Genomic DNA, 26,248 nt, shown 5'->3' with positions numbered 1-26,248 from the left:
TGATGAACGCAATCAACAGGTGGATAGCTCTTGACGGTGCCGTGAACGTGCGCGACCTCGGCGGTCTGCCCACGGTCGACGGCGAGACGACGCGGTTCGGGCGGGTGCTGCGCTCGGACAACCTCCAGGGGTTGTCCGACGCCGACATCGAGAGGCTCGTCGGCGAACTGAAGCTGCGCGACGTGGTGGACCTGCGCTCCAACGCCGAGGTCGACCTCGAAGGCCCCGGCCCCCTCACCCTGGTGCCCGAGGTGACCATCCATCACCTGACCCTGTTCGCCGAAGGCGGCCGGCACACCGACGTCGAGGCCGACACGCCCAAGCGCATCGAGGGCGACAAGGTGCTCCCCTGGCAGGGGCAGCGCGAGGCCGACACCGCCGAGGTCCGGGTCGTCGGGTTCTACTACGCCTACCTGCGCGACCGGCCCGACTCGGTGCTCGCCGCGCTGCGCGCGATGGCGTACGGCGAGGGCGCGGCCCTGGTGCACTGCGCGGCGGGCAAGGACCGCACGGGTGTGGTCTGCGCCCTGGCGCTGTCGGTCGCCGGGGTCACCCGCGAGGCGATCGTCGCCGACTACGCGGCGACCGGTGACCGGCTGGAGCCCCTGCTCGCCCGGCTGCGCGCCAGCGACACCTACCGGGACGACCTCGACTCCCAGCCCGCCGAGAACCACATGCCCCGGCCGGACTACATGGAGCACTTCCTGAAGGTCCTCGACGAGAACCACGGCGGCGCGCGGGGCTGGCTCGCCGAGCACGGCTGGACCGCCGAGGACGACGCGGCCCTGCGCTCCCGCCTGCTCGACTGAGTTTCACCCGTCGTCGTCCAGGCGATCCAGGATGGCCTGGGCGCGGGTCATCCTCCGCCTGGCCGCCGAGCGCCCGCCGGGTCTGGGCCTCGGAGTACTTGTTGCCGTCGCCCTGGAAGACGGCGAGCGCCTCCTCCAGCGACCCGCGCGCCTCGGCGAGCCTACGCCGGAGGGCCGGTCACCGGAAGATCACCCATCATTCTCCTGAAATTCACCACGGAGGGGACGAAACACCCCGGTAACCGGCACAGCCATGAGTGACATGTCGGTAATAGAACCATCCAAAGGCCGCAATTCGGTTACGTCACGAAATATCACGGCTTTCACCAGCAATTGCGCTTAGGTGATGATCTCCCCTTTAATCTCCTCTGGACAAAGATCCGGACCAGGCCGCGCGCCGGTGCGGAACGGCGGAAGGAGAAGGGTGATCACGTCATGACCGCGCTCATCGAGGTCCGTGACGTGACCGTCCGTTACCTGTCGACCGGGCGGACCGCCCTCGGCCCGGTGTCGTTCACCGTGTCCTCCGGCGACCTCATGCTGGTCAGCGGCCCGTCCGGATGCGGCAAGAGCACCCTGCTGCGCCTGGTCAACGGGCTCATCCCCCACGCCTACCGCGCCGAGGTCGAGGGCGAGGTCATCGTCGGCGGGCGACCGGTCACGGGCCGGACGATCCGCGACCTCTCCTCGGTCGTCGGCACGATGCTCCAGGACCCGCGCAAGCAGATCGTCGGCACCACCGTCACGGCCGAGCTCGCCTTCGGCCCCGAGAACCTCGGCCTGCCGCGCGAGGAGATCCGGCGGCGGATCACCGAGGTCGCCGAGCGCCTCGGCATCACCCACCTGCTCGACCGCGCCACCGCCGGGCTGAGCGGCGGCGAGCTGCAGCTGGTGGCCTTCGCGGGCGTGCTGGTCATGCGCCCCCGGGTCGTCGTGGTCGACGAACCGCTCGCCAACCTCGACCCCGACGCCGGCCTGCGCCTGATGCGCGAGGTGCGGCGGTTCGCCGACGAGGGCGGGGCCGCCGTGGTCGTCGAGCACCGGGTCGAGGAGATCCTTGAGTTCGAGCCGACCCGGGTCCTCTACCTCGAGGACGGCACGGCGCGCTACCAGGGGCCCGTCGACGGATTCCTGCGCATGGCGCCCGTCGGGCACGTCAAGCTGCCGTTCGCGACCCTGCTCGCCCGCGCCGGCGACCTGCCGCCCGCGCCCGCCCTGAGCCGTGCCGCCGACGCGGGGGCACCCCCGCGCCTCGAATACCGCCAGGTCAGCCTCGGGTACGGCTCGCGAACCGTCCTGTCGGACGTCGACCTCGCCCTCGCGCCGCGTGAGCGCGTGGCGGTGCTCGGCTCGAACGGGGCCGGCAAGTCGACGCTGCTGCGCGCCGCCGTGCTCCTGACCGCCGCCACGAGCGGCGAGGTGCTCGTGGACGGCTCCCCCGTCGCGGAACGGTCGACGGCGAGCCTCGCCACGACGTTCGGATACGTCTTCCAGAACCCCGGGCAGGCACTGTTCTGCGCCACCGTCGGCCAGGAGCTGGCGTTCGGCCCGCGCAACCTGGGCTTCTCGCCCGAGGAGATCGCCGAGGAGTCGGACAGGGCGCTGCGGGCCACGCTGCTCGACGGCGAGAAGGACATCATGGACAGGCCGCCGCGCACGCTGTCGTTCGGGCAGCAGCGCCGGCTGACCGTGGCGCTCGCCCTCGCCATGCGCCCGCGGACGCTGATCCTCGACGAGCCCACCGCCGGACAGGACCTCCACACCACCACCGAGTTCGTCGGCCACGCGCTCGCCGCCGACAGCGTGGAGAGCGTGTACTTCATCACCCACGACGTCGACCTCGCGCTCACCTACGCCGACCGCGTCATCGTCGTGGACCGGGGCCGGGTGATCGCCGACGCCTCCCCCGCCGAGCTCGCGCGCGACGACGACGTGTGGTCGCGCGCGGGGCTGCGCACCACGAGCCTGGTGCGGGCCGTACGCGACCACCTTCACGGCGGCGGATCGATCCCGCACCCCTTCGATCTCGCCCGCAGGCTTTCCGTCCCGTCATGTTCCAACCCATCCCCCCAGGAAGGAACCACCTCTCCATGAGCACAGACGCGACCGCCCCACGCGAGCCGGTCTTATCCATCTCCTCCCGCACCGTGGTGTTCGGCGCGGTCGGCGCGGCGCTTTACGCCGTGCTCGGCCTGTTCAGCTTCCTCATCCCCGGCACCCAGAGCGTGGTCGTCCGCCCCGCCTTCGCGCTGGTGCCGTTCTTCGGCAAGCGCTTCGGCGTCGTCGCGGGCTTCTTCGTCGGCCTCGTCGGCAACGCCGTCATCGACCTGCTCCAGGGCAGCAGCTTCCAGTACTGGAACTGGAGCGTCGCCAACGGCCTCGCCGGCGCCGTCGCGGGCCTGCTCTTCACCTACCTGCCGCCCATCGCGAGCGAGGCGGTACGGCTGGTCGTCACCGCCGTCGTGTCGCTGGTGGCGACCGCCGTCGGCCTGCTCTTCACCCTGACCGACATCTGGGTGCAGGGCATCGGCTTCGACACCGCCTTCGGCGTCAACTACGTGCCCGCGCTCATCGCCGACGGCATCGCCGTCGTCATCCTGACCCCCGCGCTGGACGCCATCTGGGAGCCGCTGTCCAAGCGGACCGGGCGGTAACAGGCAGTGGACGTCACGCCGCGCTACCTGGGCGCGGGTTCTTTCCTGAGCCGCCGCGACCCGCGCGTGCTCCTGCTGGTCCCCGTGCTCTACCTCGTGGCGGTGGCGGGCGTCGCCGACCTTCGCGGCGTGCTGGTGTGCGCCGTGGCCGCCCTGGTCTACTACCGCGCGGCCGGCATCCCCTGGCGCGCCGTGCGGGCCAACTGGGCGTTCATGCTGGTCTTCACGGCGGTCCTCGTGGTGGTGAACAGCATCCTGACCTCGGCGGACGTGCCTCCCAGCTCGGACACGGAGGTGCTGTTCACCATCCCGGTGCCGCACACCGAGGTGACCCGGGTGATGCTCTCGTACGCCGCCACCGTCTTCCTGCGGTACGTCACGCTGGCCATGGTGAGCTTCCCGGTGGCGTTCAACGTCGCGCCGTCCGACCTCGGGGTGGCGTTCGCGCGGCTCGGGCTGTCGCAGCGGCTGGCGTACGGCGTCGACCTGACCTTCCGTTTCCTCCCCTCCACGTGGGCGAGCCTGCAGGAGACCATCGACGCCCAGCGGATCCGGGGGTACGAGCACAGCCGCACCCGCAACCCGGTCAAGAAGCTGCTGTCGCTGCGGCCGGTCGTCGTACCGGTGACCGTGAACGCCCTGATCGACGCGGAGGACACCGTGAACGCCATGGACCTGCGCGGTTTCGGCGGCAGGCACCGCACCTGGATGCGGGAGCCGGCCTTCGACCGCACCGACTACCTGATCCTCGCCGGGTTCGCCGCGGTGGCCGTCGCGATGGTCGCCGCCAAGATCCTCGGGCTGACGCAGGACGTGTGGGCGCCGTGACGGCCGGCGCGGCCGGCGTGGCGGGAGCCGCATGTCCGGTGTGATCCACACGGCGCCCCTGGTCGTCCCGATCTCCCGGCCCCCCGTCCGCGACGGCGCCGTCGCCGTGCGGGGCGGCAGGGTGGTGGCGGTGGGGCCGCGGCGGGAGGTCCTGAGCGGCGGCGGCGAGGAGGTGCGCTGGCCCGGCGTCATCGTGGCCGGGCTCGTCAACGCCCACACCCACCTGCAGTTCACCCGCATGGCCGAGGTGGGACGGCAGGTGTACGACTCCTTCGAGGAATGGTCGAACGCCTTCGACGCGGTCTACTTCTCCTCGGCCGGCGCCGACTGGGCGGCCGGCGCCCGTGAGGGGGCCCGGCTCGCGCTGCGGCACGGCACCACGGCCGTCGCCGACGTCGTCACCGACATCGAGGCCATGCCCGTGCCGGCCCAGGCGGGCCTGGCCGGGATCTCCTACCTCGAAGTGCTGGGCGACACCGACGAGAGCTGGCAGCGGACCGGCCGCGACCACTTCGTCTCGACCGTCGGCCGTCTGCGCGGCAGCGAGGGCATGGTCGGGATCTCGCCGCACGCGCCGTACACGCTGGACACCGGGGTCCTCGCCGACCTCGCGGTCCTCGCCCGCCGGTTCCGGCTGCGCCAGCACATCCACCTGCTGGAGTCGGCGCACGAGCGGGAGTACACCGTCTCCGGCACCGGGCCGATCGCCCAGCTGGTACGTGAGCTGGGCTTCGACTTCGAGATCCTGCGCGCCGGCGGGACCGGCCACGGTCCGGTGGCCTTCCTGGACAAGCTCGGGCTGCTCGGACCGCACTGCCACGTGGCGCACGGCGTCCACCTGGACGCCGAGGAGCGGGCGCTGCTGCGCGAGCGCGGGGTGAGCGTGGCGCTGTGCCCGCGTTCCAACCGGACCCTCGGCCTGGACGGGCCCCCGGTCGCCGCACTGCTCTCCGAGGGCAACCCGATCGCGGTCGGCACCGACTCGCTCGCCTCCTCGCCGTCGCTGGACCTGCTGGAGGACGTCCGCGTGCTGCACGCGCTCGCCCGCGAGCAGGGGTACCGGGAGCCGGACCTCGCGCGGCGGCTCGTCGAGGCCGCCACGGCCGGCGGCGCGCGGGCGCTCGGCCTGGACGGCGGTCCCGGCCGGATCGGGTGCCTGGAGGCGGGCACGCGGGGCGACTTCGCCGTCTTCGGCGTCGACCCCGACGAGCGGGACCCGTACCGCACGCTCATCGAGGACGGCCCGGGGCGCTGCGTCGCCACGGTGACCGCCGCCCACCGCAACGGCCGCGTTCACATCGTGAACCCCGCCACGGAGCCGCGCCGTGGGTGTTAGCCTCGCAGCGCTCTCCAGGAAAACGCGCTTCTCTTCCCTCGCAGAACCTTTTACTGCCTCACGCTAGGCGCGGAGACATGGCCCCTCAGAACCGAACCATTCGCTTCAAGCTGTACTCGCTGCTCAGCCTGCCGATCGTGGCGCTCATCGTGCTGTGGGTGTACATGACCGGGCACATCGTGGGCGATTTCTTCGACCTGCGCAGGGCCGTCACGCTGCAGCAGCAGGTGGCGTCCCCGGCCGCCGTGGTGGCCGACCGGGTGCGGGAGGAGCGCCGGCTCTCCGCCCTGTTCCTCAGCCAGCGGTCCCCCGACACCGCCGGCCTGAAGGTCGCCCGGCAGGAGACCGACAAGGCGGTGGTGCTGTTCCACCAGCGCGCGACCTCGCTGGAGGGCCTCTCGGCGACCGGCCCGGAGGTCGCCGAGAGCAGGACCGCGCTCGAAAGAGAGCTGAACCGGCTCGCCTCGATCAGGGACGCCGTCGACGGCCGTACCACCACGCGCCTCGGGGTGGTGCAGGACTACAACACCATCCAGGACGCTCTCTACCGGATGTACGACGAGCTGGTCACCGTCCCCGACCTGACGCTCGACCGGAAGGCCGACGGCCTGCAGACCGTCGTGCTGTCCCGCGAACTGCTGTCGCAGGAGGACGCGCTGCTCTCGGGGGCCATCGCGCAGGGCGGGCCGAACAAGGAGGAGCAGCGCGGCTTCGCCGAGATGGTGGCCAACCGCCGCCTGCTGCTCACCCGCGGCGCCCAGGGGCTCGACATCGAGCTGCGCCGGCCGTTCGACGACCTGCTCCTGTCGGCCGACTACAAGCGGCTCACGACGATGGAGAACCAGGTCGTCTCGCACGGCGGCAACCCCGACCAGGCCGCCGGCTGGCAGCCGCTCGCCGGCACGCTGGGGCAGCGGATCGACCAGGTCGTCGCCACCCGCGTGGCGCTGCTCAACGAGCGCACCGACGCCGCCGCCGGGGGGATCATCGCGCAGATCGCCGTCGCGGGCGGCCTCGGCCTGATCGCCGTCCTGCTCGCCGTCGTGTTCTCCGCGCGGCTCGGCCGGGGGCTGGCGCAGGAGCTCGCCGACCTGCGCACCGCCGCCCTCGACCTCGCCGACGTCCGCCTGCCCCGCGTCGTCGCCAAGCTGCGCAACGGCGAACCGGTGGACATCGAGGCCGACGCCCCGCCGATCCCGGTCACCGGCAGCACGCTGGAGGCGCAGGACGTCGCCCACGCCTTCTCGACCGTGCGGCGCACCGCCGTCGAGGCCGCGGTCGGCCAGGCCGACCTCCGCAAGGGCGTCAGCCTCGTCTTCCGCAACCTGGCGCGGCGCAACCAGTCACTGCTGCACCGCCAGCTCACCCAGCTGGACGCGATGCAGCGCAAGACCAGCGCCCCCGAGGCCCTGGCCGACCTGTTCCGGCTCGACCACCTCACCACCCGCATGCGCCGCCAGGCCGAAGGCCTGATCATCCTGTCCGGCGCCCCCGCCGGGCGCGCCTGGCGCAAGCCCGTCCCCGTGCACGACGTGGTGCGGGGAGCCGTCGCCGAGGTGGAGGACTACACGCGGGTGACGGTGCTGCCGATGTCGGACGCCTCCCTGGTCGGCACGGCCGTCGCCGACGTGATCCACCTGCTCGCCGAGCTCATCGAGAACGCCACCGTCTTCTCCCCGCCCAGCACCCGCGTGACCATCAGGGGCGAGCTGGTGGCGCGGGGCTTCGCCGTCGAGATCGAGGACCGCGGCCTCGGCATGAGCGACGACGACCGCGCCGAGCTCAACCGCCGCCTGGCCGAGCCGCCGGAGTTCGACCTGGCCGACAGCGACCGTCTCGGCCTGTTCGTGGTCAGCCAGCTCGCCGCGCGGCACGAGGCGAAGGTGACGGTGCGCCGCTCGCCGTACGGCGGCACCACCGCCGTCGTCCTGCTGCCGCACACCCTGATCATCCCGCCGGACGACGGCCTGCCTCCCGAGCAGGACCGCGTCCTGAACACCGGCCCCATGACCGCCGTGGAGGCGACGCCCGAAGGATGAGGTCCCAGGCCCGTTCTCCGCACATCGCCCTCACCGACCTGGGCCGATCACTGATGCTGCCCGGCTGTATACCGCCGGACCGGGGAGATTCGGGCTCGTGCGGAAAACAGGCCTACAGGCGGCCCTCGGCGAGGGCGGCGGCCAGCTCGGGGACGGTGTCGACGATCAGGTCGGCGACCAGGGCCTCCGGACGCTCGGCGTGCAGGTACCCCCAGGGGCCGCGGCGGATCAGGGCGGTGCGCATCCCGGCGTCGCGCGCCGGGAGCACGTCGTTGTCCAGCCGGTCGCCGACGTACAGGATCTCGCCCGGCTCCCGGCCCGCCACGGCCGCGACCTTGTCGAAGAACTCGCGCTGCGGCTTGCTGACGCCCCAGCCGGCCGAGGTGTGGACGGCGTCGGCGGGCAGGTTCATCGCGACGAGCGCGTCGTAGGCCTGCGGCGGCTGGTTGCCCGCGATGATCACTTGGTGTCCCGCCTCGCGCAGCGCCGCCAGCCCCGGCCGCACGTCGGGGTACAGGTCGTCGGCGTCGAAGTTCTCGCGCAGGCCGCCGGGGTCGTCGCGGCGCCAGGCCTCGATCTCGGCCTCGATGTCGAGCCCCGGCCGTACCACCTGGAAGGCGTCGCGGTGCGACCGGTCGAGCGCCGCCATGCCGCCGAGCACTCCGAGCATCGTGAACCGCGGGACGCCCAGCCGGTCGGCCCATCGCGACCAGATGCGCGTCTCGCCGATCAGCGTCTCCCCCACATCGAACACCACGGCCCGGACCACACCGACTCCCCTCGTCATCGCACGACGATCCGACCATACCCGCCCTTCCGGACGGCCCCGCTCTCCCGCACACCCCCCACGTCACCGCTTCCCGCCTACGTCCTCCCGCGGCGCCGTACCCGCCCCCCGGTCAGGCGGACGATGTACGACTCGGCGCCGGAGAGCCGGACCCGCTGCACCCCGACGGGCTCCAGCCCGTGCCGGATGGCGGTGACCAGGCCGCCGATGTCGGGGATGAGCACCACGGCCACGCCGTCGGGTGCCAGGATCCGCCGCAGCTCCGCCCACCACCTCGACGGCGACCCCGCGAGCAGGCCCCGCGCGCCGACCTGCCCGCCCCACGGCGGGTTGCACACCACACGGTGCGCGCCGCCGTCGGGCAGGGGGAGGTCGCCGGCGTCGGCCCGGTGGACGGCGACGGCGGGGAAGCCCGCCACGTTCGCACGCGCCGCCGTGCGCGCCTCCGGGTCCACGTCGTAGCCGTCGAACCGGGCGTCCGGCCGTAGCAGCGCGGCCTCGGCGAGCAGCGTACCGGCCCCGCAGCAGGGGTCGACGACCCGGTCACCCGGCCTGATGTCCGCCATTCGGGCGATCGCGGCGGCCAGGGGCGGATGCAGGGTGCCCGGGATCGTCCGGACCTTGTAGGCGCGCCGGTGCAGCGGCCGGTCGGCGATCCGCAGCATGAGCGTCGCCCACCGGCCGTCGAGGGTGAGGCGCCAGGCGCCGAGGCCGGGCGGCGGCGCGCCGCCCCCACGGCGCGAGTGGTAGCCGACACCCGCGCGGCGGGCCAGGGCCGGGCCGACGGCGTCCTCCACGTCGTAACGGTTGAAGTTGCGCCTGCCGAGGAAGGACGCCGACACCTCGACACCGGTGACCTCGCTCCGCCCCCCGCACAACGTCCGTTCCTCCAGGAGCGCCGCCACGTCGGCGTGGCCCGCCAGCTCGGCCAGCCGGCCGACCCCGGTCCTGGCCGCCCCGATGTCCGGAAGCCGGGTGGCCAGCAGGAACACGTCGTCGGCCGTGCGCAACCGGACCACCCCGGGGTCCGGTCGTACGGCATGGAAGTGCACTTCACGGTGTCCGAGCCGGGTGATCACGCCGAGCCCCAGGTCGAGGATCTCGGCGGCCACGACGGGCTCCAGCCCGCGTACGCACCGCGCCACCAGGCGCGCCGCCGTCATGAGACGGCAGGGGCGCCGGGACGCGGGGCGGTGAGAAAACGCACGCGAACGCGCATGCTGATCGTTCTTCTCCCACGTCGAAGCCCGGGACGGCGCCACGCCGCCCCGCCTCACCGACGACGGGGAAACCCTCGTCTCGCCGGCGGCCTGCTCAACGTCGGAAGAAGAACTTCACGCCGCGGATGCTAACAGCCGGTCCGCACGATGATCCACGCATTTTCCCGACAGACCCGACGGCCCGCGCCTCGCCCTACGGTCCTCGCCGGGCCCCTGTCACTCGGCGAGGGTCGGGGCGGCGTGGGACCAGTGGGGGTCGTGGAGTTCCTGGACGATGAAGCGGGCGAGGTCGGCACGGGTGATCTTCCAGCCGCCCTTGGGCGTCTCACCGTCCTGGACGCGATAGGCGCCGGTGGGCGGTTCGTCCAGGAGGCGGGCCGGGCGGACGAACGTCCAGTCGAGGCCGGCCTCGCGGATGACCGCCTCCATCAGGCGCATGTCGTCGTAGGGTTCCTTCGCCAGGGTGCGGGCGAGGAGGCGGTACCAGAGCGCGAAGTTCGGATCGTCATGCCGTACGCCCGCGGACGTCACGGCGATGACACGGGTGACACCGCCGTGCCGCATGGCCGTCACCAGCGCGCGGGCGGCGTCGGCGTAGAGACCGTGCGAGCGCGCGCCCGCGTGGCCGACGGCGGAGATCACGACGTCCTGCCCCTTGACGGCGGCGAGGACGCTGTCCGGCTCCCGCATGTCGGCCCGTACGACGTCGACCTCTCCCTGCCGCACATCGAACGACGGGCACCTCTCCGGCGCCCGCACCGCCGCGGCCACGTCGTAGCCGGCCCGCGCCGCCTCTTCCACGACGAGCCGTCCCGTACGCCCGGCGGCGCCGAAGACGACCACGCGGCTCACACCCGAGTTCTCCTGGATCATGCCCCTCAGCATATACGAACATGTTCGTCACGATCGCGCTCGTGACAAACAGAGTCGTCACGAACGCGTTCGCCCGACGGCGGTGCACACCCAGGGTCGCCGCCCCGTCCGTCACCCAACCCAAACTGGGCGGTGGCGGGCCGGCGGGCGGTGACCGACCCCCCGCCCCTCAGCGGGTCACCGCGAGGGCGAGGAGGGGCTATCCGAAGCGTTCGATGGTGAAGGCGGTGAGGAAGCCGGCCGTGGTGATCAGGCCGGTGAGCACGTGGGCGCGTTCGAAGGCTTCCGGGATCATGGTGTCGGCGATCATCGCGAGGATCGCCCCGGCGGCGACGGCCGTGATGAGGGCGACGACCTCGGGGGAGGCTCCCTGGAAGGCGACATATCCGAGGAGGGCCGCCAGCCCGCTGATCACCGCGATCCCACCCCAGACCCCGAACACGTAGGACGCGGGACGTCCGGCCCGCTTCATGCCCGCCGCGCTCGACAGTCCTTCCGGGACGTTGGAGATCATCACGGCCGCCAGGACGGCGACTCCCACGCCGTCTCCGTTGAGGAGGGAGAGGCCGAGCACGACGGATTCGGGGATTCCGTCCAGCAGGGCGCCGACGGCGATCGCGAGGCCGCTGCCCTGCACGTCGGTCTCGGACGGCTGCTGGTCGCCCGAGCGCTTGCGATGGCGGGCGCCACGGCGGGCCAGCCAGACGTTCGCCGCGACGTACGCCACCGCGCCCGCCGCGAAGCCGGCGACGGTCGAGAGCAGCCCTCCGGACCGCTCGGCCTCGTCGACCAGGTCGAAGGCCAGCGCCGAGACGAGGACCCCGGCGCCGAAAGCCATGATCCACGCGACGACCTGGGACGACACCCGGACCAGCCAGGCGATCAGCGCCCCGACGACGAGGGCGCCCCCGCCGACCGATCCCCACCATCCTGCCGTGACCCATCCCGGCATCGCGCCCCCTTCGAATCCGCACATGATGCCCGGCAAGGCGGAAAGCCATTCCTTCCCCTAACCGCAGCAGGCCGGGTCATGCCCGCCAGGCCCTTCCGCCGTCTTCAGGGCCTCGACAGCGGGCAGGTGGACGGTCGCCTCAGCTTCCGGGCACCACGCTGATCACGACCAGGACGAGCGTGGCGACGGCGAGGAGGCCGTGCCCGGCGACGACGGCGACGGGAATGGCGCGCTCGGGGGCGGTGCTGGTGGCGCGGGAGCGGTAGACGGGGATCCACCGGGCCAGCATCGCGAAGCCGAGCAGCGCGATCAGCACGAGCAGGCCCAGGGCGATCCGCGCCAGGACGTCGTCGCCGAAGGCCAGGTAGAGGATCCACAGGACGAGTCCGGTCGCGGCGAGCAGCAGATGGCCGAAGGCCACTGGGGCGGGCAGGCGGGATTCCTGCGTGCGGGGCCCGCCCCGCGAGATCCACACGCCGAGCATGTAGAACCCGCCCAGCGCGGTGAGAACCCAGGTGACGAGTGCGGCGACAGCCATGATGACGTCTCTCCCTTGTGTCAGGAACGGAAGCCCTCTGCTTGGGTGGTCTCATCGGCGACCCGGACGCCGTACCGGTAGGCGAGTTCGCCGCCCAGGAATCCGGAAACCGCCAGCCCTGCCAGGGCCACCACCGACAGCGCGATCTGGCCCGCCGGCACCGGCCCCGGCCCTGTGCCGGCTCGCCAGGCCCACGCGCCGCCGTACATGGCGGTGATGAGCAGGTTGAGCACCATATGGAGGCGTGCCGTGCGGAACGCGGGTGTGCCCGCCGGGATGGCCAGGAAGTCCAGGAACCCGAACAGGGCGGCGGCCAGCGCGCCGACCACTCCGACGGCGATCAGCCACAGCGATCCGCGGGCCAGAAAGGCCGGATCGGACGTCAGGTGCGAGGCCAGGTCGAAGACCAGGCTCGTCACCCAGGCGCCGATCGGCACGGTGACCAGGATCGGGTGCAGTGGATGCCCGTACGGCCCGGCCAGTGCTGTGACGGGGCGCTTGGCCTGATGCGGTGACGTGGACATGACCCACCTCCTATTTCGCCAATAAGTTTTAGCTTTATTGCGTCGGAGGTCAAGGGGTGACAGGTTTCGACCGAGAGAGCAGGTGTTACCGTGGACGGGTGGCAGACGACGCGGTGCGGGCTGTGGCGGCGCTGGACGAGGAGCTGAGGCGCCGCATGTACATGTTCATCCGGCAGTCGCCGGCGCCGGTGACACGTGACGAGGCCGCGCTCAGCGTCGGCATCTCCCGCAAGCTGGCAGCCTTCCACCTGGACAAGCTGGTCGAGGTGGGGCTGTTGACGGCCACCTACGCCCAGCCGGGCGGCATCCGCCGGGTGGGCCGCGCCCCCAAGGTCTATCAGCCCTCCGATCTGGAGGTGCAGGTCAGCATCCCGCCACGCGAGCACGGCCTGCTCGCCGACATCCTGCTGGACGCGGTACGCCTGCAGCGGCCGCAGGAGCACGGATCCGACGCCGCCCTGCGCGTGGCCGCCGAGCACGGCCGTACTCTGGGACAGGCCGAACGCGAGCGGCTCAGGCCCGGCCGCCTCGGCCCGGAACGCGCCCTCACCTACATCGGCCAGATGCTCGAGCGCCACGGCTTCGAGCCGGCCCGCGTCGCGCCGACGCGCATCCGGCTGACCAACTGTCCCTTCCACCCGCTCGCCGCCAAGGACCCCGGCCTGGTGTGCGGCATCAACCACGCCTTCCTGGCCGCCTACTGCGCCGGCCTCGGCGCCACCACCATCTCGGCCACCCTTGCGCCCCGTCCCGGGGCTTGCTGCGTCGAACTCCACGCGACCGGCCCTGGGCAGCCTGCTTCAATGATCGGTGATGTCCCGTAGTCCAACGGTCGTCCGCCGCGGCGGCCGGAGAACAACGGCTGTCCTGGTTCCGCTCCTCGGACAACCGGTCCCGGACCACCCTTGTTCAGCAGCAGGCGCCGACGTCCAGTGCCGGAACCGACCTCACCGGTTGTAGAGCCTGCGTGCCCACAGATAACCGACCAGGGCGACGCCCGCGCTCCACACAGCCGCCTCCAGGAAGCTGGACCCGGCCGGACGCCCGGCCAGCAGCGCGCGCAGCGTCTCGATGACAGGGGTGGCCGGCTGGTGCTCGGCGAACCACCGCAGACCGGCCGGCATCGACTCGGTCGGGACGAAGCCGCTGCCGAGGAACGGCAGCAGCATCAGCGGCATCGGCAGGTTGCTGGCCGTGGCCACGTTCTTGGTGACCATGGCGAGCGCGACCGACAGCCAGGTGATCGCGAAGGTGAACATGGCCAGCACACCGACCACGCCGAGCCAGTCCAGCACCGAGGCGGGCGGGCGGAACCCGATCAGCAGCGCCACCACGGTCACCACGGCGATCGCGAGGAACGTCTGCACCATCGCTCCGAGTACGTGCCCGGTGAGCACCGAGACGCGGGCGATGGCCATGGTCTTGAACCTGGCGATGATGCCCTCGGTCATGTCGGTCGCCACCGCGATCGCGGTTCCCTGCGCGGCCCCGACGATCGTCGTGATCATGATGCCGGGGGTGAGATAACCGACGTAGGCGGCACGGTCGGCGCCGATGCCCGCGCCCATGGCGCCGCCGAAGACGTAGACGAACAGCAGCAGGAACACCACGGGCACGGACGCGAACGTGAGGATCAGCGTGGGGTAGCGCCAGATGTGCTTGACCTGGCGCCGCAGCATCGTCGCCGAGTCGGTGATCGCTCTCATCGGGAGGGCTCCTTGGCCGAGGACTCCTGGGTCAGGGTGAGGAAGACGTCGTCCAGGTCGGGGGTGTGCACCGACAGTTCGGCGACGTCGATGGCATGCGTGTCCAGCCACTCCAGGAGCTTCCTCAGCGTCCTGACTCCGCCGGAGTCGGGGATCTGGACGGTGAGCGCCGCGTCGTCGCAGGAGGTGGCGCCGACGTGGCCGGCCGCCCTGCGGTACCCGTCGAGGTCGGCGAAGCGCACGACGATGTGGCCGCCGGGGACCATTCGCTTGAGCTCCTCAGGGGTGCCCTCGGCCACCAGCCGGCCCTGGCTGAGCAGCGCGACGCAGTCGGCGAGTTCGTCGGCCTCCTCCAGGTACTGGGTGGTCAGGAAGATGGTCACGCCGTCCTGCCGGACGAGGTCCCGGACGATCTGCCACATGGTGCGGCGGCTGCGCGGGTCCAGGCCCGTGGTCGGTTCGTCGAGGAAGATGAGCCCGGGCGTGCCGACCATGGTCATGGCGAGGTCGAGCCGGCGGCGCATGCCGCCCGAGTAGGTGACCGCGGGCTTGCGCGCGGCGTCGGTGAGGTCGAAGCGCTCGAGCAGTTCGCGGACGCGCCTGCGGCCCTTGGCGCGGCCGAGGTGGAGCAGGTCGGCCATGAGCCGCAGGTTCTCCTCGCCGGTGAGGAAGCCGTCGACCGCGGAGAACTGGCCGGTGACGCCGATCGCGGCACGCACCTCGTCGGGTTCCTTGGCCAGGTCGTGCCCGGCCACCCAGATCTGGCCCGCGTCGGCCTTGATCAGGGTGGACAGGATCTGCACCGTGGTGGTCTTGCCCGCGCCGTTCGGGCCGAGCAGCGAGAAGACGGTGCCCTGCGGGATGGTGAGGTCGATGCCGTCCAGGACGCGGTGGGCGCCGTAGGACTTACGCAGCCCCGTCACCGAGACGAAGGTTCGCATCGCGTTCACCCCCGATCCCAGGTGACGGGCAGGCCGTGCAGGCCGTACACCTGCGAGGGGTCGGTGCGCAGCGACAGCTCTTCGGCCGGTACGGCGAGCCGCAGCGTCGGGAAGCGGTTGAGCAGCGCGGGAAACGCGACGCGCATCTCGATTCGGGCAAGCTGCTGACCGAGGCACTGATGGACGCCGTGGCCGAAGGCCAGATGCCCGGCGGCCGAGCGGCGCAGATCGAGCACGTCGGGGTCGGAGAACCTCGCCGGGTCCCTGTTGGCGGCGTTGATCGCGATGACGACCGTGTCGCCCGCCCTGAGCCGCCTGCCGCCGAGCTCGACGTCCTCCAGCACGCCGCGCATACCGGTGGCGGCGACGGACAGGTAGCGCAGCAGCTCCTCTACGGCACCGGCGGCCAGATCGGGGTCTCCGCGCAGGACGGTGAGCTGGGCCGGGTTGCGCAGCAGGGCGAAGGTGCCGAGCGCGAGCATGTTGGCGGTGGTGTCGAGCCCGGCGCCGAGCAGGAAGGCGGCCACGCCGCCGAGCTCCTCGTCGGTCAGGTCGCCGCCGGTGGCCAGGTCGCTGAGCAGGTCGTCGGTCGGGTCGGCCCGCTTGGCGAGCGCGAGCTCCCGCAGATATGTGCCGAGCTCGACGAAGGCGGCGTACTGCGCCTCAGCGGTCCCGGCGTCCTGCAGGGCCCGGGTGGAGCTCTGGAACCGGTCGCGGTCCTCGTACGGCACGCCGAGCAGCTCACAGATGATCAGCGCCGGAACCGGCTGCGCGAAGACCTCGACGAGGTCGGCGGGCGGACCCTGCCGCTCCATCGCGTCGAGCCGCTCGCGGGTGATCTCGGTGACCCGCTCGGTGAGCAGGTTCATCCTGCGGACGGTGAACTTGCCCGCCAGCAGCTTGCGGAAGCGGGTGTGCTGGGGGGCGTCCATACCGGTCAGGTCGCCGACGGGGGCGGGCGGCAGGTGACCGCCGGCCAGGGGGTGGTAGTGGGTTTCGTAGCGGGAGCTGAACCGCGGGTCGGCGAGGATCTGGCGGACCAGGTCGTATCCGGTGATCATCCAGACGCCGGGGGCGCCCTCGGGCGCGGCCAGGCGGGCGATCGGCTGCTCTGCGCGCAGGGCGGTGAGCGAAGGGGCGGGATCGAAGGGGCACGCGGGTGCGCGGTCCAGGGACGGAGTGACCGGCTCCACGCGATAGTTCACGTTCGACATGATTGAAAGCTACGTTGCTTTCAAGAATTCCGTCAATCGACCGATTCGCTTCAATGCAGGTCAGGGCCAATAAATTGATGCGTTGACCCTGGAGTCGAATGCAACGAAACATTGCATTGCGTGATGCCGAACGCAATACTGGCGTCATGCCAGAAGGAAGGTTGACCCGGCAGGACCGCCAACGCATCGCGGCCGGCCTGGCCGAAGGACGTTCGTACGCGGAGATCGCCAGGCGGCTGGACCGGCCGACCTCGACGATCAGCCGCGAGGTCGGCCGCAACGGCGGCCCCGGCGACTACCGCGCCGAGCGGGCGCACCAGGCGGCAGCGCGGCGGGCACGGCGCGGCACTCCGGCACGTTCCCTCGAGGCCGGACCCCAGGACCGCAAGGTCTTCGAGGTGGAAGAGGGCGCCGTCGAGATGGCGGTCGGGATGGGCCTGCCGAAAATGGTGGCGCGCGTGCTCATCGGCCTGTGGCTGAGCGAGGATGGCAGGCTCACCGCGGCCGAGCTGTCGCGCGGGCTGAACGTCAGTCCCGCCTCGATCTCCATGGCGGTGGGCTACCTGACCCAGCAGGGGCTGATCAGACGCGAACGTGATCCGCGGCGGCGCCGCGACATCTACGTGGTCGACGACGACGCCTGGTACCACTCGACGGTGATCAGCGCGCGGCAGACGCTCGCGGCGGCGGAGATCACGAAGGCGGCAGGGGAGACGCTCGGGCTCGACACGCCCGTGGGACGCCGCCTGGCCAGGGGCGGTGCGTTCCTGGAGCGGATCAGCCTGGACGCTCTGGCGTCGGCCGAACGCTGGCGCGACCTCCCGCCGTGACCAGACCGCTGAAAGCTCATGAAGAACTCCTGAAAAGCCGCCGAAAAGCACCCTCCACGGAATTCCACCGCGTTTTCAGCGCCTCGAGCGAACCTTGCGGCGCACGGGACGACGTCCCCTCTCCCACCCGGAAGGTTCCCATGAAAATCAAGCGCCTGATCTCCGGCGCATTCAGCCTCGCGGCCGCGGTCTCCCTGAGCTTCGCGGCACCGGTGACCGGCGTCGGCATGATCACCCAGTCCCCACGGGTTCCACGGGCCGTCCGATCGCCGATCGACGGCCCGTTGAGCCGTACCCGGACCACAAGGGACACGGCGTGATCGTTCTCTCCGCCCCGAGATCAGCCGGATTCATCCGGGCCCGCGCCGTGGGCGTCACGGATTTCCCCGCGGTCCGGTCGCGTTTCCTGCCCGGCTGCCCGATCGGCACGACAGCTCGTCCCAGAGGTCGAGGATCAGCGCAGCTCAACGGCCGGATGTCATCCCACCGTCCCTCAGCCCGCTGTCCCAGGGCGGGCGAGGCGACACCCAGTCCACGCACAGCAGCGGCCCCACCTGCCGCTTCACGCCCAGCTCCTCCTCGATCTCGCGGACGCAGGCCGCGAACGGCGACTCGTCGACCTCCACCATTCCGCCGGGGATGTCCCAGTCGTCCTTGTACGTGGGGTGCACGACCATGACACGCCCACTCTCGTCCCGTATCAACGCCCCCGCCGCCGACCGCACCCGCGGCAACCCGTCGATGAAGGCCCGGTCAGGCCGCTTACCCGAAGTGCTCACCGGTCGACCCTAAGCTCGGCCGGAGAGTCCCGGGAGGATCGGGAGGACAAGCCGGAGATCTACGCGCGGGGCCGGGTTCCGGTGATGTTGGTGATCGACCCGGTCGACTCCCCGCCCTCGGTGACCGTTCTGAGCGATCCCGAGGACGGGTTCTACCAGACCGTCACCCGCGTGACCACGGGTAAGCCGCTGCGCCTCCCGGCCCCGGTCGACTTCGACCTCGACACGGGGATCTTCCTCGGCTGAGGAGCCTCGGGAGGCTAGTCGGTGAGCTGGGCCATGGCCTTCTGGATGCGTTTGTCGGAGACGGGGTACGGGGTGCCCAGGGTTTGGGCGAAGTAGCTGACGCGGAGTTCCTCCAGCATCCAGCGGATGTCGACGACGGCCTCCTCCGATCGGCGTTCAGGAGGGAGCTTGGCGAGGAGCTCCTCGTAGGCCAGGCGGATGTCGTCGAGCCGCAGCATCTGCTCGTGGTCGCGGTAGGGGTCGTCGGGGAGCTTCTCCAGGCGCCGCTCGACCGCCCGCAGGTAACGCTGCAGGTCGGGCAGCCGTTTGTGGCCGGTCTCGGTGACGAATCCGGGGAACACCAGGGTGGACAGGTGCTCCTCGATCTCCTCCAGGGCGTCGGCCGGGCTCTTCATCGCGGCGAGCGTGTTGCGGACGTTCTGCCAGACGACCAGGATGCGCTCCACCCGGGAGACGACCTCCGCCGTCGTGTCGTACAGCTCGGCGCGCACGTGGTCGTGCGCGCGGGTGAAGTCGGCGGCGTTCCAGGCCGGGCCGCCGGACTCGGCGATCAGCTTGTCGGCAGCGCACGTGACGCAGTCCTCGAACAGCTCGGCCGCGTCGCGGTGCGGGCTGTGGCTGAGGGCGAGCTTCTGCTGGGTGGACAGGCCGCGCAGGATCGCCTTGGCGGGTGAGGTGACGTTGAGCAGCACCAGCCGCCGCATGCCGGCCCACATCGCCGTACGCTGCTCGGCCTCGGTCTCGAAGACGCGCACGCCGACCGTGGCGCCCTCGTCGACGAGCGCGGGGTAGCCCTTCACCCGCCCCTGTTCGAAGAGCTTGGGCAGCTCGCCGAACGTCCACGAGCGCAGGCCCGTGCGTTCGAGGTGCTCCCCCGCCCGTGACAGGGTGGCCCGCAGCTTGGGGGCGAGCCGGCGCTTGAGCGCGGTGAGGTCCTTGTCCTCGGCGACCGTGCGCTTGCGTTCGTCGACGACGCGGTAGGTGACGCGCAGGTGGTCGGGCAGGCGCTCGGGCTCCCAGGCGTCCAGCGGCACGCGGACGCCGGTGAGGGTGAGCAGCTCGCGCGACACGGCCTCCAGCAGCGGCTCCTTGCCGGGGGTGACGCGCTCCAGGACGGCTTTGGCGAAGTTCGGCGCGGGGACGAAGTTGCGGCGGATCTGCTTGGGCAGCGAGCGGATCAGCTCGGTGACGAGCTCCTCGCGCAGGCCGGGGACCTGCCAGTCGAAGCCCTCGCCCTCGACCTGGTTGAGCACCTGGAGGGGGACGTGGACGGTGACGCCGTCGGCGTCCGCGCCGGGCTCGAACTGGTAGGTGAGCCGCATCCGCTGCCCGGCCTGCCGCCAGGCGTCGGGGTAGGCCTCCTGGAGGTCCTCCGCGTCGGCGCCCTCGTTGATGAGCATGTCGGTGGAGAAGGTGAGCAGCTCGGGCTCGCTCTGACGTTTCTTCTTCCACCAGGAGTCGAAGTGGCGGCCCGACACCACGCTCTCGGGGATGCGCTTGTCGTAGAAGTCGAACAGCGTCTCGTCGTCGACGAGGATGTCGCGGCGCCGGGCGCGGTTCTCCAGCTCCTCGACCTCCGACAGCAGCCGGCGGTTCTCCTTCAGGAAGCGGTGGTGGGCGTCCCAGTCGCCGTCGACCAAAGCGTGGCGGATGAACAGCTCACGCGACAGATCGGGGTCGATGCGGCCGTAGTTCACCTTGCGGTCGACGACGATGGGCACGCCGTACAGGGTGACCTTCTCCAGGGCCATGACCGCGCCCTGGTTCTTCTCCCAGTGGGGCTCGCTGTAGGTGCGCCGGACCAGATGCCCGGCGAGCGGCTCGATCCACTCGGGCTCGATCTTGGCCACGACGCGCGCCCACAGCCGGGACGTCTCCACGAGCTCCCCGGCCATGACCCAGCGGGGCTGCTTCCGGAACAGCGCCGAGCCGGGGAAGATGGCGAAGCGGGCGTTGCGGGCGCCGATGTACTCGCGGAGGGAGCGGCGGCGCGGGCCGCCGTCGTTCTTGTCGGACTTCTCGACGTCCATCATGCCGATGTGGGACAGCATGCCGGCGAGCAGCGAGACGTGGATCTTGTACGGGTCGGGGCGGGTGCTGTTGAGGGTGACGCCCATGCCCCTGGCGACCTGCTTGAGCTGGCTGTAGATGTCCTGCCACTCGCGTACCCGCAGGTAGTTGAGGTAATCGGCCTTGCACATGCGCCGGAACTGGCTGGAGGACAGCTCGCGCTGCTGCTCCCGCAGGTGGTCCCAGAGGTTCAGGTACGTCAGGAAGTCGGACTCCTTGTCGACGAACCGGGCGTGCTTCTGGTCGGCCTGGGCCTGCTTGTCGGCCGGTCGCTCGCGGGGGTCCTGGATGGACAGCGCGGCCGCGATGACCATGACCTCGGTGGCGCAGCCGTTGTCGTCGGCGGCGAGCACCATGCGGGCGAGCCGGGGGTCGACCGGAAGCTGGGCGAGCCGGTTGCCGATGGAGGTGAGCTTGCGCTGGTCGTCGAAGGCGCCGAGCTCGTGCAGGAGGTTGACGCCGTCCTTGACCTGCCGCTGGTCCGGGGGCTCCACGAAAGGGAACGCCGCGATGTCGCCGAGGCCGAGCGTGGTCATCTGCAGGATGACCGAGGCCAGGTTGGTGCGCAGGATCTCGGGGTCGGTGAACTCCGGGCGGCCGAGGAAGTCCTCCTCGGAGTAGAGCCGGATGCACACGCCGTCGGAGGTACGGCCGCAGCGGCCCTTGCGCTGGTTGGCCGACGCCTGCGAGATCGGCTCGATCGGCAGGCGCTGCACCTTCAGCCGGTGGCTGTAGCGCGAGATGCGGGCGAAGCCGGGGTCGACGACGTACTTGATGCCGGGGACCGTCAGCGAGGTCTCGGCGACGTTGGTGGCCAGCACGATGCGCCGCCCCCGGTGGGGCTGGAAGACGCGGTGCTGCTCGCCCGCCGACAGCCGCGCGAACAGCGGCAGGACCTCCTCCTTGCGGCCCTTGAGCGCCTCGGCGGTGTCCCTGATCTCGCGCTCGCCGCTGAGGAAGACCAGGATGTCGCCCGGCCCCTCGGCGCAGAGCTCGTCGACGGCGTCGACGATGGCCTGCGCCTGGTCCTCCTGCTCGTCGGTGATGGGCCGGTAGCGGACCTCGACGGGATAGGTGCGGCCGGAGACCTCGACGATCGGCGCGCCGCCGAAGTGCCGCGAGAAGCGCTCGGGGTCGATCGTCGCCGAGGTGATGATCACCTTGAGGTCGGGCCGTTTGGGCAGCAGTTGCTTGAGGTAGCCCAGGATGAAGTCGATGTTGAGGCTGCGCTCGTGCGCCTCGTCGATGATCAGGGTGTCGTACCGCGAGAGCAGGCGGTCGCGCTGCATCTCGGCGAGCAGGATGCCGTCGGTCATCAGCTTGACGAGGGTGTCGTCGCCGGACTGGTCGGTGAAGCGCACCTTGTAGCCGACGGTCTCGCCGAGCGGGGTGCCGATCTCCTCGGCGATGCGCTCGGCGACGGTGCGCGCGGCGATGCGGCGCGGCTGGGTGTGGCCGATCTGGCCCCGCACGCCCCGGCCGAGCTCCAGGCAGATCTTGGGGATCTGGGTGGTCTTGCCCGACCCGGTCTCGCCCGCGATGATCACGACCTGGTTGTCGCGCAGGGCTTGGAGGATGTCGTCCTTGCGCTGGCTGACCGGCAGGTTCGCCGGGTAGGTGATCGCCGGCGTGAGCGCGCGGCGGGCCTCGACCCTGGCCTCGGCCGCCTCGATGTCGGCGGCGACCTGGTCGGCGATCGCCCGCAGGGACTTGCCGTCGCGGACGCGGCGCGCGCCGTCGATGCGACGGCGCAGCCGGATCTCGTCGCGCAGCATGAGCGCGGGCAGGCGGTCACGCAGATCGGTCAGGGGCGATTTCAACGAAGACGTTCCCATGGTCGCTTTCCCGGCCGTCTCGTCAGACAGCCGCCACCGCAAAGGATAAGCAACTCGCCCCGGCTCCACGCCAATGGTTTACGGCCCGGCCCGCCCTCCCCCTTCCGTGATCGGCCCGTTCAGCGGGTGGACATCAGCTCCCCGGGAGAGTCGGAGGCGAACTTCAGGCCCTTCTCGAGGCAGACGATCGCCCCCTTGCGCGGGCGGTTCATGAAGCGTACGTCGTCGGCCAGCGCCCGCATGATCTGCAGGCCCCGGCCGTGCTCGGCCATGGGGGATCCCTGGCCGACCTTCTCGGCGTCGAACCCGGTGCCGGTGTCCACCACCGTGATCACGCACTTGTCACCGGAGAGTTCGGCGCTGACGGTGTACTCGTCGCCGTCTTTGGCGTGTCTTATGACGTTGGAGCAGGCTTCGGTGAGCATGAGCTGAATGTCCTCGCAGATCGGCCGTTCGACCCCGAGGACCTCCAACTCCGCCCCAAGAATCTGCCTGGTGATGGACACGCTCGCGGCATCGCGCGGCAGGCGCAATGAGATCGTCACCTTCACGTTTCCTCCTTCCGGCCCACCCTGTTAAAGGTGCCCCCATGAACGACGCCAAACACAGGACGCCGGGAAACCTGCCAGGTGGGGCCTGCCGCCGCGCGTGCCGGGGCCGTCAGCCGCGGCCGGCGGCGGCCAGCGCGGCCCCGATGATGCCCGCCTCGTTGAGCAGTGCGGCGGGCACCACCGGAGTGCCCTTCAGGTCGACGAGCGGCAGGAACTTGTCGGCCTTCTTGCTGACGCCGCCACCCACGATGATCAGCGACGGCGACATCAGCATCTGGATGTGCTCCAGGTACTTCTGGACGCGGTGCGCCCACTTCTCCCAGCTCAGGTCGTGCGCCTCCCGGGCGTGGTCGGACGCGCGGCTCTCGGCCTCGTGACCGTCGATCTCCAGATGGCCGAACTCGGTGTTCGGCACCAGCACGCCGTCGATGATCAGCGCGCTGCCGATCCCGGTGCCGAAGGTGAACATCGCCACCAGCCCCTCGCGGCCGCGCCCGGCCCCGAAGGTGGCCTCAGCGACGCCGGCGGCGTCGGCGTCATTCAGCACGGTCACCTCCAGCCCGGTCGCCTCGCCGAAGAGCTTGCGGGCGTCCAGGCCGATCCAGGCGCGGTCGACGTTGGCCGCCGTCCGGGTCACCCCGTCGACGACGACGCCCGGGAAGGTGACGCCGACCGGCCCCGTCCAGGAGAAGTGGTCCACCAGCTCCCGCACGACGGCCGCCACGGCCTCGGGGGTGGAGGGGGCCGGCGTGGGGATCCGCCACCTGTCGTCCAGCAGCTTTCCGCTCTCTGTGTCCACCGGCGCACCCTTGATCCCGGATCCGCCGATGTCGATGCCCAATACGTTCATGTCACTCCTCATTACCGGGACAGGACCCTCGATGCGTCCGCCCAGAACTATCACCGGTCGGCTCCATCGCCGGCATCGGATCTGGTAGGCATGTCCGGGTGAAGCCCTTCCCCCTGAAGACCTCGCTGACGGTGGCCCTCGCCGCCGCGCTCGTCGCCGGCGCCGCGCCCGCGTCCGCGTCCGCCGCGAGCCCCGCCTCGGCGGCACGGGCGCCGAGGATCCCGCCCGGCACGACCGCGAGCTACATGGTGTTCGACCGCCAGGCGGGCAGGGCGACGCTGGCGTACAAGACCCACAGCCGGTTCCGGTCGGCGTCGGTCGTCAAGATCCTCATCGCGATCGACTACCTGGAGTCGCTGAAGCCGGGCGCGGCCGTCCCCGCCGCCGACCAGGCTCTCCTGCGCACCATGCTGCGGTCGAGCGACGACGCCGCGGCCTCGGCGTTCTGGAACCGCCGCGGCAAGGGGGCCATCGTCGAGCGCATGGTCCGCCGTCTCGGGCTGACCGACACCGCGCCCCCTCCGGCGTCCAAACCCGGCTTCTGGGGGTACACCGCGCTGAGCGCCGCCGACGTCGTGCGGACCTACCGGTACCTGCTCGACCGGGCGGCCCCCAAGGTGCGCGATCTCGTCCTTGGCCACCTGCGCGCCGCGACGCGCTGCGCCTCCGACGACTTCGACCAGTATTTCGGCATCCCGAGCGCCGTCCCCCGGCCGTGGGCGGTCAAACAGGGGTGGTCCGGGTACGGCTCGCGGCCCGCCGTGCCGTGCTCGGGGCGGCGCGGAAGCGCCCAGGGGACCGCTGCCGCGAGCACGACGACGGCGACCGCGGGCGCGGCCGTCCCGGGACCGGTGAACCTCGTCCGGCCGGTGCTCCACACCACCGGCCTGGTGGGCAAGGACGACCGGCTGATCGTCGTCGTCCTCACCCTGCAGCCCGCCGGCTCCTCCTTCAAGTCCTCCGCCGCCCGCCTCACCTCGATCGCCCGGGACGTCTATCTCGCCGGGCGACCGGGCGGGTGACGGGCACGGCGGTCAGTACCTTCCGTCGTACCCGGCGCGGGAGCCGTCCCTCACCGCGCTGAACGGCCCGGTGTTGTTGTCGAACACCCAGGTCGCGGTGGTGCTCAGCGGGTCCAGGCGGCCGTGCCGGGGGTCCTCGCTGCCGACGACGAACGGGTCGTCCTGGTAGGAGGACGCCCCTTCCAGGCGGTAGGTCGCCGAGTCGCGCGAGTAGGAGGCCGCCGGGGCGTACGACTCCTGCGACGGCGCGGCCGGGGACGGATACGACGAATGGCCGGCCGGCGACTGGTAGCCGGAGCCGGACTCGTACGACGGCGTCGACTCGTAGGCGGGCGCGGACGGGTAGCCGGACGACGAGCCGTACGAGGATGACGAGGCGTAGGAGGCCGACGACGTGCCGTAGGAGGCGGAGGAGCCCGACGACGTGCCGTAGGAGGGCGACGACGTCTCGTACGCCGGGGAGGGCTGGTAGGACGACGACGCCCCGATGGCCGCGGTGGCCCTCCCGTTGCCCACGGCGAACAGGAAGGAGTGCAGCCCGTCGACCAGCCGTTGCACGTCCTGCCGCGGCCGCACCACCAGCCGCAGGAACTGGCTGCTGGAGCCCAGCTTGTCGCCGCACTCCCGCACGAACACGTTGTGCGAGGAGAAGAGGTGGTCGCGCAGCGCCTTGCCGTCCTTGCCGTCCGGCAGCTTGACCATCAGGAAGTTGCCCTGCGACGGGTACACCGTGAGACCGGGCAGCGCGGACAGCTGCTGGATCATCGACTGGCGGTCGCCGGCGAGCAGCCGCAGGCTGTCCTGGTACTCGCGCATGTGCTCCTTGAGCATGAAGACCACCGACTCGGCCAGGGAGTTGAGGTTCCACTTGGGCAGCCTGCGGCGGATCGTGCCGGCCAGCGCCGGGTTGGCCACCAGGTAGCCGAAGCGGATGCCGTGGAGGCCGAAGTTCTTGCCGAGGCTCTTCAGCACGATCACGTTGGGGCGGATGGCCGCCTCGTCGGCGACGCTCGGGTACGGCTCGGCGTCCACGAAGTCGATGAACGACTCGTCCACCACGACCAGGTCCAGGTCGGACAGCTGGTCGAGCAGGTCGATCACCTGGGCGCGGGGCAGGTAGCCGCCGTCGGGGTTGTTGGGGTTGCACACGACCGCGACCCGCGAGCCGCGCCTGCGGACGAACCGTACGTAGGCGTCCACGTCGAGGCCGAAGCCCTGGGCCTCGGGCAGCGGGTACATGTCGACCCGTTTGCCGGTCTCCAGCGGCTGGTCGGTCCAGCGCCCGGAGGTCGGGATCGGGACGGCGAGGCTCTCGCGGACCAGGAGGTGGTCGATCCAGGTGATCAGTTCGGTGGACCCGTTGCCCATGGCGATCGTCTGCGGCTTCAGCCCGAGCGCCGCGCTGAGCTCGGCGGCGATGGTGTCGGTGTCGCTCGGGTAGTACTTCAGGATCGTGGTGATGTTCCTGCCGAGCAGGTCGAACATCTCCGGGGTGGGGAAGTACGGGTTGCAGGGGACGCAGAAGTCCACCGGAGCGCCGTGCAGCCCGGACGTCCCGCGCAGCAGCGAGAAGTACGACGGGCTGTGCGCTTCTGCGCGCAGCAGGTTGAGATCGGTGGAACCGGCCAACTGGGGCCCCTCTCC

At 71.2% G+C, this 26,248-nt stretch carries 25 protein-coding genes; 10 read left to right on the top strand and 15 right to left on the bottom strand.

What is annotated here, in order from left to right; genetic code table 11:
• Positions 1-2 precede the first annotated feature (2 nt).
• From KIK05_RS11800 to KIK05_RS11775, 6 genes are all read left to right on the top strand, one after another.
• Positions 3-809 (top strand): tyrosine-protein phosphatase, encoded by an 807-nt coding sequence (locus KIK05_RS11800; RefSeq protein ID WP_214410685.1) that lies wholly within the window; start codon positions 3-5, stop codon positions 807-809.
• Between the two features lie 435 nt (positions 810-1,244).
• A complete protein-coding gene (locus tag KIK05_RS11795) occupies positions 1,245-2,903 on the top strand; it encodes an ABC transporter ATP-binding protein (RefSeq protein WP_214410684.1) in 1,659 nt (552 codons plus the stop codon).
• Positions 2,900-3,463, top strand: a complete 564-nt coding sequence (locus KIK05_RS11790; protein WP_214410683.1) for an ECF transporter S component — start codon at positions 2,900-2,902, stop codon at positions 3,461-3,463. Before KIK05_RS11795 ends, KIK05_RS11790 begins: the two co-directional genes overlap by 4 nt.
• A gap of 6 nt (positions 3,464-3,469) precedes the next feature.
• Positions 3,470-4,291 carry an energy-coupling factor transporter transmembrane component T family protein gene (locus KIK05_RS11785; RefSeq protein WP_214410682.1) on the top strand — a complete coding sequence of 274 codons (822 nt, stop codon included), beginning with the start codon at positions 3,470-3,472 and terminating at the stop codon, positions 4,289-4,291.
• 31 nt (positions 4,292-4,322) lie between these two features.
• Positions 4,323-5,627 (top strand): amidohydrolase family protein, encoded by a 1,305-nt coding sequence (locus tag KIK05_RS11780; protein WP_214410681.1) that lies wholly within the window; start codon positions 4,323-4,325, stop codon positions 5,625-5,627.
• Between the two features lie 77 nt (positions 5,628-5,704).
• Positions 5,705-7,666, top strand: coding sequence for a sensor histidine kinase (locus tag KIK05_RS11775; RefSeq protein WP_214410680.1), 1,962 nt, complete (start codon positions 5,705-5,707; stop codon positions 7,664-7,666).
• A gap of 112 nt (positions 7,667-7,778) precedes the next feature.
• Here KIK05_RS11775 and KIK05_RS11770 read toward each other — a convergent pair whose 3' ends face one another.
• The 6 genes from KIK05_RS11770 to KIK05_RS11745 all read right to left on the bottom strand — a co-directional run bounded on the left by KIK05_RS11770 (position 7,779) and on the right by KIK05_RS11745 (position 12,560).
• Positions 7,779-8,453, bottom strand: coding sequence for an HAD family hydrolase (locus KIK05_RS11770; protein WP_214410679.1), 675 nt, complete (start codon positions 8,451-8,453; stop codon positions 7,779-7,781).
• Between the two features lie 77 nt (positions 8,454-8,530).
• Entirely contained in the window at positions 8,531-9,616 is a 1,086-nt protein-coding gene (locus tag KIK05_RS11765) for a methyltransferase domain-containing protein (protein WP_214410678.1), read from the bottom strand.
• 273 nt (positions 9,617-9,889) lie between these two features.
• The gene (locus KIK05_RS11760; protein WP_214410677.1) at positions 9,890-10,546 is read right to left on the bottom strand and encodes an NAD(P)-dependent oxidoreductase; all 657 of its coding nucleotides are present in this window, start codon (positions 10,544-10,546) and stop codon (positions 9,890-9,892) included.
• A gap of 199 nt (positions 10,547-10,745) precedes the next feature.
• Entirely contained in the window at positions 10,746-11,498 is a 753-nt protein-coding gene (locus tag KIK05_RS11755) for a ZIP family metal transporter (protein ID WP_214410676.1), read from the bottom strand.
• A gap of 139 nt (positions 11,499-11,637) precedes the next feature.
• A complete protein-coding gene (locus KIK05_RS11750) occupies positions 11,638-12,036 on the bottom strand; it encodes a hypothetical protein (protein ID WP_214410675.1) in 399 nt (132 codons plus the stop codon).
• A 20-nt stretch (positions 12,037-12,056) separates the two neighbouring features.
• Positions 12,057-12,560, bottom strand: coding sequence for a DUF2231 domain-containing protein (locus KIK05_RS11745; RefSeq protein WP_214410674.1), 504 nt, complete (start codon positions 12,558-12,560; stop codon positions 12,057-12,059).
• Between the two features lie 98 nt (positions 12,561-12,658).
• On the opposite strand from KIK05_RS11745, the gene KIK05_RS11740 reads away from it, so the two are divergent.
• Positions 12,659-13,384: a helix-turn-helix transcriptional regulator gene (locus KIK05_RS11740; RefSeq protein ID WP_214410673.1), complete on the top strand. Its 726-nt coding sequence runs from the start codon at positions 12,659-12,661 to the stop codon at positions 13,382-13,384.
• 123 nt (positions 13,385-13,507) lie between these two features.
• Here the strand turns inward: KIK05_RS11740 and KIK05_RS11735 are convergent, their stop codons facing one another.
• Genes KIK05_RS11735 through KIK05_RS11725 form a run of 3 tightly spaced genes read right to left on the bottom strand, consistent with a single transcriptional unit; the run spans position 13,508 to position 16,421 of the window.
• Positions 13,508-14,266 (bottom strand): ABC transporter permease, encoded by a 759-nt coding sequence (locus KIK05_RS11735; protein ID WP_214410672.1) that lies wholly within the window; start codon positions 14,264-14,266, stop codon positions 13,508-13,510.
• Positions 14,263-15,207, bottom strand: coding sequence for an ATP-binding cassette domain-containing protein (locus KIK05_RS11730; protein WP_214410671.1), 945 nt, complete (start codon positions 15,205-15,207; stop codon positions 14,263-14,265). The genes KIK05_RS11735 and KIK05_RS11730 overlap by 4 nt, the downstream gene beginning before the upstream one ends.
• 5 nt (positions 15,208-15,212) lie before the next feature.
• Positions 15,213-16,421: a cytochrome P450 gene (locus tag KIK05_RS11725; RefSeq protein ID WP_214410670.1), complete on the bottom strand. Its 1,209-nt coding sequence runs from the start codon at positions 16,419-16,421 to the stop codon at positions 15,213-15,215.
• Between the two features lie 146 nt (positions 16,422-16,567).
• Here KIK05_RS11725 and KIK05_RS11720 point away from each other — a divergent pair, with 146 nt between their 5' ends.
• The gene (locus KIK05_RS11720) at positions 16,568-17,251 is read left to right on the top strand and encodes a helix-turn-helix domain-containing protein (protein WP_214410669.1); all 684 of its coding nucleotides are present in this window, start codon (positions 16,568-16,570) and stop codon (positions 17,249-17,251) included.
• A 16-nt stretch (positions 17,252-17,267) separates the two neighbouring features.
• Here KIK05_RS11720 and KIK05_RS11715 read toward each other — a convergent pair whose 3' ends face one another.
• Together KIK05_RS11715 and KIK05_RS11710 are read right to left on the bottom strand one after the other, a co-directional pair.
• Positions 17,268-17,564, bottom strand: a complete 297-nt coding sequence (locus tag KIK05_RS11715; protein ID WP_214410668.1) for a hypothetical protein — start codon at positions 17,562-17,564, stop codon at positions 17,268-17,270.
• A gap of 151 nt (positions 17,565-17,715) precedes the next feature.
• Positions 17,716-18,030, bottom strand: a complete 315-nt coding sequence (locus KIK05_RS11710; protein WP_308249864.1) for an NUDIX domain-containing protein — start codon at positions 18,028-18,030, stop codon at positions 17,716-17,718.
• Positions 18,031-18,114: 84 nt separating this feature from the next.
• On the opposite strand from KIK05_RS11710, the gene KIK05_RS46815 reads away from it, so the two are divergent.
• Positions 18,115-18,276, top strand: a complete 162-nt coding sequence (locus KIK05_RS46815; RefSeq protein ID WP_308249863.1) for a hypothetical protein — start codon at positions 18,115-18,117, stop codon at positions 18,274-18,276.
• Positions 18,277-18,290: 14 nt separating this feature from the next.
• Here the strand turns inward: KIK05_RS46815 and hrpA are convergent, their stop codons facing one another.
• The 3 genes from hrpA to ppgK all read right to left on the bottom strand — a co-directional run bounded on the left by hrpA (position 18,291) and on the right by ppgK (position 23,582).
• Complete coding sequence (hrpA, locus tag KIK05_RS11700; protein WP_214410665.1) at positions 18,291-22,181, bottom strand: ATP-dependent RNA helicase HrpA; 3,891 nt, start codon at positions 22,179-22,181, stop codon at positions 18,291-18,293.
• Between the two features lie 119 nt (positions 22,182-22,300).
• Positions 22,301-22,732 carry an ATP-binding protein gene (locus KIK05_RS11695; protein WP_214410664.1) on the bottom strand — a complete coding sequence of 144 codons (432 nt, stop codon included), beginning with the start codon at positions 22,730-22,732 and terminating at the stop codon, positions 22,301-22,303.
• A 109-nt stretch (positions 22,733-22,841) separates the two neighbouring features.
• Positions 22,842-23,582: a polyphosphate--glucose phosphotransferase gene (ppgK, locus tag KIK05_RS11690; protein WP_214410663.1), complete on the bottom strand. Its 741-nt coding sequence runs from the start codon at positions 23,580-23,582 to the stop codon at positions 22,842-22,844.
• A 98-nt stretch (positions 23,583-23,680) separates the two neighbouring features.
• Here ppgK and KIK05_RS11685 point away from each other — a divergent pair, with 98 nt between their 5' ends.
• The gene (locus tag KIK05_RS11685; RefSeq protein ID WP_308249862.1) at positions 23,681-24,604 is read left to right on the top strand and encodes a serine hydrolase; all 924 of its coding nucleotides are present in this window, start codon (positions 23,681-23,683) and stop codon (positions 24,602-24,604) included.
• A gap of 12 nt (positions 24,605-24,616) precedes the next feature.
• Here the strand turns inward: KIK05_RS11685 and KIK05_RS11680 are convergent, their stop codons facing one another.
• On the bottom strand, positions 24,617-26,233 hold the full coding sequence (locus KIK05_RS11680; protein WP_214410662.1) for a pyridoxal phosphate-dependent aminotransferase: 1,617 nt from the start codon (positions 26,231-26,233) through the stop codon (positions 24,617-24,619).
• Positions 26,234-26,248: the final 15 nt, after the last annotated feature.

Origin of the sequence: Sphaerisporangium fuscum (assembly GCF_018531465.1) — a bacterium.
GTDB classification, from domain to species: domain Bacteria; phylum Actinomycetota; class Actinomycetes; order Streptosporangiales; family Streptosporangiaceae; genus Sphaerisporangium; species Sphaerisporangium fuscum.
The sequence above is the reverse complement of the archived record's forward strand: the minus strand, read 5'-3'. Positions and strand labels throughout refer to the sequence as shown.